A 12,502-nucleotide genomic window follows, 5' to 3' on the forward strand; every position below is an offset into this window, starting at 1 on the left:
CCGTGTGCGGTAAAGGCTGTTCGCGCCGACGTGTCCGGTCACTCTCGTGCGGGACTTTTTTACGGCAGCCTGCCCAGCGAAAAAACTGCGCTTCGACATGGGGAACGCAAAGGCCCAGTCTGTCCCGCGCCGATGACAGAAACTCATACCCCGGCACTGAATTCCGACAGCATCTCGACAAAGCGGGGGTCGCCGTCGTCCAGGCTGACCGCATCCGGACGCAGCGCGGCCAGCCGATCGCTGTAGCGGGACAGCGGTGTCGCCGGGTTGCTCACGATCGCGAGCGGGACCTGAATCGCTTGCAGCGCGATCTCCGCATCGTGGCGCAGCGCGGCGTGAATGGGATGTGCGTACGTCGCGTGTGCCCGCATCACATCCATCGTCCAGCGGTGAAGCGGCACCCCCGAGAAATCCGCCGCCACGCGCCGAAGCCCCGCCAGCCGACGATCATACCATGGCCAATAGAGGTGCGAGTCCCGCAGCATGAGCCAGGTTTTGTACCAATGACTGCCATCGGGCTCGATCACGATCGGTGGTGCGTAGCTTTCGAGCAGCGTCGCGCGGTCGCCTGCGTCGGGCAACGCCACGCCTTGGAGTATTACGGCTGTACACCGCGCGGCATTCGCTTCAGCCGCCGCCAGCACGACCGACGACCCGAAGCCGAGGCCGTACACCGCGGCGGTGGAAATTTCGAGTGCGTCCAGCACGCCGATCGCCGCTTCGGACAGCGTGGCGATCGTGGGCGGCGTGTCGTAGCCATCGGACTCGCCGCTGCCGGGCAAATCGGGCGCGATCACGAAGAAATGGTGGGCGAGGCGGGCAATCAGCGGTTCTGCCTGTTCGGACGATCCCGGCGCGTCGTGGATCAGCAGCAAAGCGGGCGCGGTGCGGTCGCCGGCATAGCGCAGGTGGATCTGCCCTGACGCCCCGTCGACGAACCGTCGCGCGATTTCGGGTGAGGATCCGATCGCATCCTCGTGATCTGGCGCTGGTCCATCGGCGCCGAAGCGCGCGAAGGACTTGGCGATGATCTCGCGCTTGTACTCGAAGGAATTGCCGATCGGCACGATCGCCTGGTCCAGCTTGAGCGGCGGCAGGCGGTCGAGGTGGCGATACAGCATGTCGGTCTCAGTGGCGACGAACACTGTCGGCACGGCGAGCTCGCCTGCCGCGGCGATCGCGCGCGCGCCGTAGAAGCTGGCGGCGCGATAGGCCGGTTCGTAATGGTCGGCTGCCTCGAAATACATCGACACCCACAAATGCGTGCTGTGCGGCGGACCCAGATCATAGCCGTTAAGGTTGGCCGGTACGCGCTCGCTCCACGGGAACCAGATCGACTGGTCGCGAAAGCGCGTCCAGGTTTCGGCGTAATGCCCCCCAAGGTCGCTCACCGGCAACTTGCGGAAATAGTCCTGGAAATAGGCCGCGCACTCCGCATCGGTGAAGGCTGGAACGCCATCCAGGACGAGCCCGGTCACCAACTCGGGATGGCGCACGCCCAGCTCCAGCGCGATCGCAGCGCCGGTGTGCGTGCCGAACACCGGGCACCGCGGCATGCCGATCGCGCCGAGCGTCTCGGCCATCGCATCAGCGAGGTCGGCGACCGTCATCGTCGCGAGCGGCAGCGGGTCCGAAAGGCCGAAGCCGGGCGTGTCGAACGCGAACACGGTGTGATCGCGTGACAGCCGGTCGATCTCCTTCGTCAGCAATCGCGCATTGGCGGGAGACGAGTGGATGAGGACCGCCGGCGGGCCGTCACCAGCACGGAAATAGTGCACGCGGCGCGCGCCGACCTGCAGGAAGCGCCTGGTGGAACGGATCGGCATCATGGTTTGTGCGCCTCGCAGCTGGTTATCGCGCTCGCTGGTTCGAGGAACGTGCCGCGTCAACCTCTGGCAGGGACGGGTAGGACCGATCCGCACCGCGTTCGGCGTTTTAATCATAGGTCGGCACCAGACGTTGCGTCTTTTTGCCCGGGATTTCATGCCTTCGCGCAGACCCTGGGGGACCACCGATGCCCGATGCCATCATCGATACCGAGAACAATGCGCGCATCTGCCGAATCACCTGTGGCTGGAAGAAACCCGATCTGCCGCTCGACGCGGTGCGGCGGTATTGGCGTGACGTGCACAGCCCAGCCATCGCACGCCGACCGGGAATCTGGGAATATCGGCATTATCAATTCGACGCAGTGCGGGCGATCTTCGACGGCGCCGACATCGAGCAGAACTGCCCCGCGGACCAACAGCTGATGTGGCTGTCTGACGTTCGATACGCCGACGACGACGCCCTGGCGACGTTCGCCGCCGAACCGGGCGAGCAGGTGCGCGGCGAACTGCTCGGAGACATCGATCTGATCGTCGACCAGAGCACCACCTACAAAGCGATCGACGCCATGGCGCGCACGCTGCTCGACCGCACGGCTTCGGTGCCACCGCAGGGAAAACCGTCCACCCCCGCCTTCGGCCTGTTCTTGCGCAGCCGGACGGCGGAGCCCGATTTTCGGGCGTTCATCGTCACGCTGGCCGAGCGCTGGGCGGCCGAACCCGGCGTGCTGCGGCTGCGCTACAGCCTGCTCGAAGCACCCGATGTCGCCGCGGAGCGCGCCGCCGGCTATCCGATCAAGACCCATCCGCCCGAGCGGCAATATCAGGCATGGATCGACATCGTGCTGGCCGACGACATGGTGGCATCGGTGTTGCCAATGCACGGGCTGGCCGATCACATCCACGCGCTTCACGCCTATCCGATCGCGGCGAACTATACGTCGAATTATGCCGGCAAGCCGACCTTCGTGGGCCTGCGCGGCTTTCCCGCCTGGGACGCGCTGACTACGATCGGGGGGTACAATCAGGCGCAGCCGGCGATCCTCGGCTGGATGTATGGCCCGGTTGCAGACGGCGTCACGCTCGAGCCCGTCGCGCGATGACAGAGGCGACCACAGCCACGGTTTCCGAGCGACTCGCGCACTTTCTGGTCCGGAACGGAGATCTGCCGGAAGCGGTGCTCCACGAAACCAAGCGTCTCCTGCTCAACCAGCTGAAGGCATCGGTTGGTGCGCATGGGCATCCCGCGATCCGCATTCTGCACGAGTGGGCGACCAAGGACGGCGGTCACGGCGCGAGCGTGCATTGGCACGGAACACCGACCAGCCCCCAGGCGGCGGCGATGGTCAATGGCGCTCTCTACGAAGTGCTCGATTTCCACGACACCTACATCCCTTGCTTTATGCACGCGGTCTCGGCGGTGTTGCCGGCGGTCCTTGCGCTCGCCGAGCAGCGCGGCGCTAGCGGACAGGGACTGTTGCGCGCGCTCGCGCTGGGGGTGGAGGCGGAACTTGCAGTTGCGACGATCCTGATGCCGACCGGCTATTATCGCGGCGCCGTGCCGGCCGGGCTGACCGGCGGGGTCGGTGCCGCGGCAGCGTGCAGCGTGCTGGCAGGCCTCGACGAGGCACGGACCGTCCACGCACTTGGCATCGCCATGTGTACCGCGTTCGGCCTGTATGCCTCGGTTGGCAGCATGACGCTCTCCTACATCACGGGCGCTACCGCGCGCAGCGGCCTGTCAGCGTTCGAACTCGCCGAACGCGGCTTCACCGCGCCGGTCACCGCGTTCGAGGGCGATCGTGGGATGTTTCAGGCACAATGTGACGAGGATCGCGCGAAGATCGGCCCTACGCTGGCGACGCTGGGGACCGACTGGCGATTGCTCGGCCAGACCTACAAGGTCGTGCCGACCGAGACGATCACGCACGGACCGGTCGAATGCGTGCTAGCGCTCCGGCCGCGTGCCGCCGGTCGTACGATCGAGCGCATGACGTTCCTGGTGAACCCGCTCGTCCAGGCAATAGCCGACGAACGCCGTGACCGCTTCGGTGTGCCCAGCAGCGAGAGCGAGGCGACGTTCGACCTGCGCCACTGCGCCGCCGCCGCCTGGCTGCGTGATCGCTTCACCACCGCCGAAACCGCGCCTGCCTGCTACACCGACCCGGATGTGCTGGCGCTGCGCGACCGCATCGACCTGATTGCCGATGAAGGCCGCAAGACCTTCGAGGGGTGCTCGCTCGAGATCACGTTCACCGACGGCAGTCGCGAAACCCACGGGATCGACAATTTTCTCGGCACGCCGGGCAATCGGGTGCCCGACGCCAAGCTCGCCCAGCTGTTCCGGGATTATGGCGGTACCCTGCCGGCGGGCCGGGCCGACACGATCATCGACACGATCTGGGCGCTCGACACGGTGCCCGACATTCATTCGCTGACGAATCTTTTGAGGATCGAACCATGACCTTGGTAACCCTGCCGGGCGGCGAGACGATCTGGTACAAGGTGACGGGGGAGGGGCCGCCGCTGCTCCAGATCCACGGCTCTGCCTTCGGGCATCGCAACTTCGAGCATCTCACGCCGCTGTGCGCAACAGATTTCGCGGTGATTGATTTCGACCTGCCGGGCTATGGCGAAAGCCGCGGCGACCCGCGACCGGGCGGTATGGCGGGGATCGCCGAACTGGTGTTCGAACTGATCGGGCAGCTGCCTTATGACACGGTAAGCATCCACGGCACCTCGTTCGGCGCGATGATCGCGCTGACGTTGGCGGCGCATCATCCCGAAGTGGTCGACACGCTCGTGCTCTCCTGCTTCCTCGCGCGTTACGACAATGCGGCGCGCATGATGCGCAAGACGTGGAAGCAGTGCGCGCGTGAACAGGGGATGGTGGCGGTCGCTGACCTGACATCGGTCGCCGGCTTTGCGCGCGGCTTCTATGATCGTCCCGACGCCGAGGCGGTGCTCGAATCGATTCGCGAGGCTAACAGCAAAACCTTGCCCGAGGCCTTCATCGCCGGAACCGAAACGATCGAGAAGACCGACCTGTCGCCGTTGCTGCCGAAGATCACGATGCCCGTCCTCTTGCTCGCCGGCGCGGAGGACAACATGACCGCGTTCGACACGGCGTCGAGTGGCTTCGGCATGCGTAAGATCGCTGCCGCCCTGCCGCAGGCGGAACTTCACGTCATTCCCGAAAGCGGGCATTATTTGGTGATCGAGCAGCCGGCGATCGCTGCCGAGAAGATCGCGGCCTTCTTCAGATAGGCGGGAACGGCGGACCTCCGCTTTTCCCCCAGGCCGCGGCTTCCCAGGCCGCGGCGGCCGCGAGCAGGCGTCCCTCTTCGCCGATCCGCCCGACAAACTGCACCGACAGCGGCAGGCCATTGCTCGACAGGCCGGCCATCATCGCGAGCGCGGGATGGCCGGTTACGTTGAAGGGGCTGCGGGCCTGGAGCATGTAGGTCCGCGCGACCTCGGCCGGATCGTCGATCCGGCAGGCGGGCTCGAGGCTGCTGGCAGTCAGCAGGATATCGACCTCGGAAAACGCCGCCTCGACCGCCGCGGTCAGGATACCGCGCCGGCGATAAGCGGCGTGCAGCGTTTCGGCCGAGGTGAACGCCCCAGCTAGCAGCGCCGCCCGCGTGAGCGCCGACAAATCTTCCGGCCACTGCCGAAACCGGTCGGCATGCGCGGCAAAGCCCTCGCTTTGCAGGATCACGCGGTTGACCAGCGCGAAGTCGCCGAGCGGGGGCAATTCTATGTCCTGCGCGCCGAGCGATTCGGCGACGCGGTCGAGGGCGGCGGCGACCTCGGGGGTCGCCATCATGTCGCGGGTGTGGAAGTGGCGGACGTAGCCGATGCGCGCCGCTGTCATCGGGTGCAGATCCATCCCGAGCGCGCTTGCCGCGATCGCCATGTCCGAAACGTTGCGGGTCAGCAGCCCGACATGGTCGAGCGTGGCCGCCAGCGGGACTACGCCCTCGAGCGACAGCATTCCGAGGCCCGGTTTTAGTCCGACGATCCCGCACGCGCTCGCCGGGTTGCGCACCGATCCTGCCGTATCAGTGCCGATCGCCAGCGGCACCAGGCCCGCCGCCACGGCCGCGCCCGCACCCGAGGACGATCCGCCGGGGTGATGCGCGGGGTTCCACGGATTTCGCGCTGGCGGGAAGGGAAGGTCGAAGGCCGGGCCGCCGATCGCGAATTCATGCGTCGCGAGCTTGCCGATAATGACCGCGCCGCCCGCACGCAATCGCGCCACGATTCTCGCATCGCGCGGGGCGACGGTTTCGACGGTTGTGCGCGAATGGCAGCGCGTTGCCAGTCCGGCGACATCGATCACATCCTTGATCCCGACCGGCACGCCGTCGAGCGGGCCGAGCGGGGTGCCGTTCGCCCACCGCGCCGCCGACGCACGCGCGGCGGTTTCGGCTCCGCCACGGTCGACGAGAACGAAGCTGTCGAGCTGACCGTCGATCTGCTCGATCCGGGCGAGAAGTGCATCGACCAGCGAGACCGGATCCAGCGTTCCCGTGCGATAGCCGCGGATCATCTGCGCGATCGAGTGCCGCCCGTCTCCCGGGTCATCAGCTAGGACGCGGTTCGTGGGCCAGCGTAATGCCGTGGAAGGACGAGGGTCAGCGGTACCGCGATCCTCGGACCGCCTCCGGGGGAACGACACGATATCTGGCGCCGGCATCGCCATCGCCTGCGCCTGCTTGGCCGCCAGCTGCAAAGCCTTCGTCACTTCGTCCGGAAACAGCGCCAGCATCCGGTCGAGCCGCTGGCGTGTGGCTTCGGCAAGGTCATCGTCGGTCATCCGGCGAGTGTCGGCCGCACCCGCCATGCAATCAACCCGCTATGCCAAACTCGCATTGCGCGTTGCGCATGCCATGCATGGCGGCGATACGACCTCGAGGATAGACCCGCTCGCATGACACAGGAATTCGACGACATTCGCGACTCCGTGCGGCGCCTGTGCGCCGACTTTCCCGGCCCCTATTGGCAGGCCAAGGACCGCGACCGAACCTATCCGGCCGAATTTGTCCGCGCGCTGACCGAGGCCGGCTTCCTCTCGGTGCTGATTCCCGAAAGCTATGGCGGTTCGGGGCTCGGGCTAGCGGCGGCGATCGCCATTCTCGAGGAAATCCATCACTCGGGCTGCAACGGCGGGGCCTGCCATGCGCAGATGTATGTCATGGGCACGTTGCTCAAGCATGGCTCCCAGGCGCAGAAGCAGGCGTATCTGCCGAAGGTCGCGAGCGGCGAACTGCGCCTCCAGGCGTTCGGAGTGACCGAGCCGACCAGCGGCACCGACACGACGCGGATCCGCACCTTCGCGCGGCGCGACGGCGACGCCTATGTCGTCAGCGGACAGAAGATCTGGATCAGCCGCGCCGAATACAGCGATCTGATGGTGCTGCTCGTCCGTACCACCGCACGCGAGGATTGCGCCAAGCCGTCCGAGGGCATGAGCGTGTTGCTGGTCGACATGCGCGAAGCGGTCGGCAACGGCCTGACCATCCGCCCGATCCGCACGATGCTCAACCACGCCACGACCGAATTGTTCTTCGACGATCTGCGCGTGCCCGTCGCCAATCTCATCGGCGAGGAAGGCAAGGGCTTTCGCTACATTCTGGACGGAATGAATGCCGAGCGCATCCTCATCGCCAGCGAATGTATCGGTGACGGCCGCTTCTTCATCGACCGCGCCAGCGCCTATGCCAGCGAACGCGGCGTGTTCGGTCGTGCGATCGGGGAGAATCAGGGCGTGCAATTCCCGATCGCGCGCGCGCACGTGCAACTGTCCGCGGCATCGCTGATGGTCGACAAGGCCGCGGCGATGTTCGATGCCGGAATTGCCTGCGGCACCGAGGCCAACATGGCGAAGATGCTGGCCTCCGAAGCCTCGTGGTATGCCGCCGACATGTGCGTGCAAACGCATGGCGGGTTCGGCTTTGCCGAGGAATATGATATCGAGCGCAAGTTTCGCGAGACGCGACTATACCAGGTGGCGCCGATTTCGACGAACCTGATTCTCAGCCATGTCGCGACGCATGCGCTGAAACTGCCGAAATCGTTTTGATGCAGCCGCTCGAAGGCCTCACTGTCGTCGCGCTCGAACAAGCCGTCGCCGCGCCGCTCTGCACGATGCGGCTCGCCGAGGCCGGCGCGCGGGTGATCAAGATCGAGCGCGCCGAGGGCGATTTCGCGCGCGGCTATGACCATGTCGTGCACGGCGAGAGTGCCTATTTCGTCTGGCTCAACCGCGGCAAGGAAAGCCTGGTGCTCGACATCAAGCGACCTGAGGACGCACGGCTGCTCGATCGCCTGCTCGCCCGTGCCGACGTGTTCGTTCAGAACCTTGCGCCGGGCGCGACCGCACGGGCCGGCATTGGATCGGCCGCGCTGCGCGCGCGCCATCCGCGGCTCATCACCGTCGATATCTCGGGATACGGCGACGACGGCCCGGCCGCAGCGATGAAGGCCTATGATTTCCTGATCCAGTGCGAAACCGGACTCGCGTCGATCACCGGCGGAGTCAACGAACCGGGCCGGGTCGGCGTGTCGGTCGCCGACATCGCCTGCGGGATGAACGCGCACGCCGCCGTCTTGCAGGCGTTGCTGGCGCGCGAGAAAACCGGCACGGGCGCGGGCATCGCCGTGTCGCTATTCGATTCGATCGCGGACTGGATGGCGGTACCCTTGTTGCATCACGACTATGCCGGCCGGGCGCCGGCGCGCGCCGGCCTGCATCATGCGACGATCGCGCCCTATGGGGCGTACCCTTGCGGCGACGGAAAGCAGGTGGTTTTGGCGATCCAAAACGAGCGTGAGTGGCGCGGGTTCTGCGCTGACGTACTCGACGATGCAGCGATCGCGACCGACCCACGCTTCGCCACCAACGCACAGCGCTGCGCAAACCGCCCCGCGCTCGACTCCGTGATCGACGCGGTGTTCACGACGCTCGACACCACCGCCGTGATCAAGCGGATGGCGGCTGCCGGCACTGCTTATGCCTCCCTCAACGGTGTGGCCGACCTTTCGCGGCATCCGCAACTCCGCCGCGTCGAGAGCGAGACGCCGAGCGGCCCGGTGGGTCTGCCTGCCTCGCCGGTGCGCTGGGCCGGCCACGACGCTACTGCGCTGCCCGTTCCTGCGCTCGGCATTGACAGCGCAGCGATCCGGGCCGAATTCGCTGCATGACCAGCCTTGCTCCCTTGCGCGCTACCCTCGATTTCCTTGTAAACGACTGGCTCACGGTAGACGAGGATCGCGCGACCGTGGACGGTCTGCTCGATTTGGCCCAGGCGATCGCCACCGACCATTTCCTGCCGCATTACAAACTGACCGACGGGCAGGAGCCTCGGCTCGATGCGGACGGCGTCCATGCCCATCCCGCGATCGCACCCGCGCTGCGACAATATGCCGAAGCCGGCCTGTTCGCCGCGGGCTTCGCGCCCGAGTTGGGCGGCATGGGTCTGGCCGCAGTGCTGACATCGGCGACATTCGCGCTGTTCGCCGCCGCCAACATCGCGACCGCCGCCTATCCGATGCTGACCACCGCCAATGCGCGGCTGATCGCGACGTTCGGCACGCCGGAGCAGATCGACGCGTTCGCGCGTCCGCAGATCGCGGGAAGCTGGTTCGGCACGATGTGCCTGTCCGAACCGCAGGCCGGCTCGAGCCTCGGCGACATCCGTACCCGCGCGGTGGCGGACGGCGTCGACGACCTCGGCGGACGCTATCGCCTGACCGGCAACAAGATGTGGATTTCGGGCGGCGATCAGGACGTGTCGGAGAATATTGTGCACCTCGTGCTCGCCAAGGTGCCGAACGCCGACGGCACGCTGCCCGAGGGCACCGCCGGCATTTCGCTGTTTATCGTGCCAAAGAATCTTGCCGATGGCAGCCGCAACGACGTCGTCGTAGCGGGCCTTAACCACAAGATGGGCTATCGCGGCATCCCCAACTGCCTTCTCAATCTGGGCGAGCAGGGCGGCGCGACCGGCTGGCGGGTCGGCGAGCCCGGGCAGGGCCTCAAGCAGATGTTTCTGATGATGAACGAGGCGCGAATCGGGGTTGCGACGGGCGCTGCGGCATTGGCGATGCGGGGCTATGCGCTGAGCCTCGACTATGCGCGCGATCGGACGCAGGGGCGAACCGCCGGCACGCGGGGCGGCGCGCCCGTGCCGATCATTGCGCATGCCGACGTGCGCCACATGCTATTGCAACAGAAGGTCTATGCCGAGGGCGCGCTGGCGCTATGCCTGTACTGCGCGGCGCTGGTCGATCAAAGCGAGGAAGCGCTGCTCGGGCTGCTTACGCCGGTCGCCAAGACTTGGTCCTCGGAATTCGGCCTCGCCGCCAACGATCTCGCGATCCAGGTGCATGGCGGCTATGGCTACACGCGGGATTTCGACGTCGAGCAGCTGTGGCGCGACAACCGGCTGAACCCAATCCACGAAGGGACGACCGGCATTCAGGCGATCGATCTGATCGGCCGCAAGCTGCAAGGGAAGGACGGCGCCTATGCCGCGTTGCGGGCGCGGATCGCTGACAGCACGGGTCGGGCGCAAGCAGGCACGCTCGCCGATGTCGCCGAGGCGGTAACCGCGGCCTGGGCGCGGATCGACACGACGCGCGACCGGTTGAGCGATCACCAGCAAGCGGCGTACGACAATGCCACGGCCTTCTTGCGGGCCTTCGGCCATGCCACGGTCGGCTGGCTGTGGCTGGATATGGCGCTCGCCGCGGAGGGTGAGGATGCACGCTCTCACGGTCGACGCCACGCGGCGCGCTATTTCGCCAGTATCGAACTGCCGCGCGTTGCCGCCTGGCTCGCGCCGGTCGACGCGCTCGATCGGCTCGCGGCGGAGATGCCAGCCGACGGCTTCTAGGTCCCGCCCGAATAGCGGGGACCCTTTGCGTTCGGTTGGCGGATCGGGCGCGCGGCGCGCAGACCTTGGCCATGTCGATCACCGCCACCGCAGCCTCTCCCGCCACCGGCGACATCGCCCGCGATCTTGTCGCTCTGCTCGGTGATGCGGCGGTCGAGAACGATCTCGCCAAGCGCACCTTCTTTGCGACCGACATGAGCCGGCGCGGCCCCGCCGCCACCGCCGTGATCCGGCCGGTCGATGCCGGACAGGTTGCCGCTGCGGTGAAGCTGTGCATCGACCGCGGCGTGGCGGTGATTCCGCGCGGCGGTGGCTTTTCCTATACCGGGGGCTACGTTCCGACCCGCGATGACAGCGTCATCGTCGATCTGCGCGGGCTCGACCGGATCGTGGAGATCAACGCGACCGACATGTACGTCATCGTCGAGACCGGCTGCACATGGCACACGCTGTACGAGGCGCTGAAGGCGAAGGGCCTGCGCACCCCCTATTTCGGACCGATGTCGGGCTATCACGCGACGGTCGGCGGCGCGCTCAGCCAAGGATCGTTTTTCCTCGGTTCGTCCCAATACGGCCCGGTCGCCGACTCGGTGCTGGCGGTCGAGGTGGCCCTGGCCGACGGGACATTGCTCCGCACGGGCTCGTGGGCCGGAGCCGGGGCCTTGGCCGGGGAAGGGGCGGGAGCGTCTCCCTTCTTTCGCAGCTACGGGCCCGATCTTACGGGCGTGTTCCTGGGGGACACCGGCGCGCTGGGGTTCAAGACCAAAGCGGTGTTGAAGCTGATCCCATTTCCCGCGCACCAGGCCTTCGCCACCTTTGCCTTCAACGACGAGGAAGCGGCGGCGAGTGCGGTCTCGGAGATCGCGCGGACTGGCATCGCGGGCGAATGCTATTGTTGGGACCCATATTTCGTAAAGGTGATGGCGACCGCGACAACGGGCCTCTCGCAGGATCTCAAGATTCTAGCTGGGGTCGCCCGTGGCGGCGGCGCGTCGCGCGCGCGCGGGCTGTTCAACGCGGCCAAGCTTGCCGCCGCGGGCAAGAGCGTGTTCGACGGCGATATCTTCATGCTCAACCTGACGGTGGATGACGCCACGCGTGCCGGGGCCGACGCGCATATCGCGGTGTTGAAGACGATCGCCGCCGCCGGCGGCGGTCGCGAGATGCCGGCCTCCGCGCCGATGGCGATGCGGGGCACGCCGTTCATCGACTTCAACACAGCCGAGCGCCGGCGCCCGATGCGCAACTTGCCGACCCATGGCCTCGTGCCGCACTCACACGTAGCCGAGCTCAGCCGCGAGGTGCGCGCGATCGTCGCGCTGCACCTGGCCGCGATGCAGGAAGCCGGGATCGAAATCGGCGTGATCTATTTCGGGGTCGGCCTGCAGGCCGTCTGTCTCGAACCGATCTTCTACTGGGACGACCATCAACATTTCAACCACGACCGGGTGAACGAGCGCAGCGATCTCGCCGGGCTGGAGGCCAATCGCGAAGTCCCCGAGGCGACCAGGCTGGTCATGGCGATCCGGGCGGAACTGGTTGCCGCTTTCGCACGGCACGGCAGCGCGCATGTCCAGATCGGCAAATCCTATCCTTGGCTATCGAACCGGAGCGATGCCGCGCGTGGCCCCGCGCGGATGCTCAAGCGGGCGTTTGATCCAGCCAATTTGGTCAATCCCGGGTCGCTCGGCTTCCCACACCCGAATAACGGTGATTGAGCTGATCTTGCGGGAAACGCACCGAAAGCATGTCATCCTTGCGTAACATGCATGT

9 protein-coding genes are annotated in these 12,502 nt (G+C 66.5%); 7 read left to right on the forward strand and 2 right to left on the reverse strand.

The features are described 5' to 3' along the window. Positions 1-143: 143 nt before the first annotated feature. Positions 144-1,826, reverse strand: a complete 1,683-nt coding sequence (locus ABIB28_RS13615; RefSeq protein ID WP_354288650.1) for an alpha/beta fold hydrolase — start codon at positions 1,824-1,826, stop codon at positions 144-146. 188 nt (positions 1,827-2,014) lie between these two features. Here ABIB28_RS13615 and ABIB28_RS13620 point away from each other — a divergent pair, with 188 nt between their 5' ends. From ABIB28_RS13620 to ABIB28_RS13630, 3 genes are read left to right on the forward strand one after another with little or no spacing between them, the layout of a single operon-like run. Further along, complete coding sequence (locus ABIB28_RS13620; protein WP_354288651.1) at positions 2,015-2,929, forward strand: hypothetical protein; 915 nt, start codon at positions 2,015-2,017, stop codon at positions 2,927-2,929. Then, positions 2,926-4,290, forward strand: coding sequence for an MmgE/PrpD family protein (locus ABIB28_RS13625; protein ID WP_354288652.1), 1,365 nt, complete (start codon positions 2,926-2,928; stop codon positions 4,288-4,290). The genes ABIB28_RS13620 and ABIB28_RS13625 overlap by 4 nt, the downstream gene beginning before the upstream one ends. Further along, complete coding sequence (locus ABIB28_RS13630; protein ID WP_354288654.1) at positions 4,287-5,093, forward strand: alpha/beta fold hydrolase; 807 nt, start codon at positions 4,287-4,289, stop codon at positions 5,091-5,093. Before ABIB28_RS13625 ends, ABIB28_RS13630 begins: the two co-directional genes overlap by 4 nt. Here ABIB28_RS13630 and ABIB28_RS13635 read toward each other — a convergent pair. Further along, the gene (locus tag ABIB28_RS13635; RefSeq protein ID WP_354288655.1) at positions 5,086-6,648 is read right to left on the reverse strand and encodes an amidase; all 1,563 of its coding nucleotides are present in this window, start codon (positions 6,646-6,648) and stop codon (positions 5,086-5,088) included. The two genes, ABIB28_RS13630 and ABIB28_RS13635, sit on opposite strands and share 8 nt — an antisense overlap. A 114-nt stretch (positions 6,649-6,762) precedes the next feature. Here ABIB28_RS13635 and ABIB28_RS13640 point away from each other — a divergent pair, with 114 nt between their 5' ends. From ABIB28_RS13640 to ABIB28_RS13655, 4 genes are all read left to right on the forward strand, one after another. Beyond that, a complete protein-coding gene (locus tag ABIB28_RS13640) occupies positions 6,763-7,914 on the forward strand; it encodes an acyl-CoA dehydrogenase family protein (protein ID WP_354288656.1) in 1,152 nt (383 codons plus the stop codon). Further along, positions 7,914-9,035, forward strand: coding sequence for a CaiB/BaiF CoA transferase family protein (locus tag ABIB28_RS13645; RefSeq protein WP_354288658.1), 1,122 nt, complete (start codon positions 7,914-7,916; stop codon positions 9,033-9,035). The genes ABIB28_RS13640 and ABIB28_RS13645 overlap by 1 nt, the downstream gene beginning before the upstream one ends. Further along, entirely contained in the window at positions 9,032-10,729 is a 1,698-nt protein-coding gene (locus ABIB28_RS13650) for an acyl-CoA dehydrogenase family protein (RefSeq protein WP_354288659.1), read from the forward strand. The genes ABIB28_RS13645 and ABIB28_RS13650 overlap by 4 nt, the downstream gene beginning before the upstream one ends. A 71-nt stretch (positions 10,730-10,800) precedes the next feature. Continuing rightward, entirely contained in the window at positions 10,801-12,447 is a 1,647-nt protein-coding gene (locus tag ABIB28_RS13655) for an FAD-binding oxidoreductase (protein ID WP_354288660.1), read from the forward strand. Positions 12,448-12,502: the final 55 nt, after the last annotated feature.

The organism is Sphingomonas sp. UYEF23 (assembly GCF_040546165.1).
GTDB lineage: Bacteria > Pseudomonadota > Alphaproteobacteria > Sphingomonadales > Sphingomonadaceae > Sphingomonas > Sphingomonas glacialis.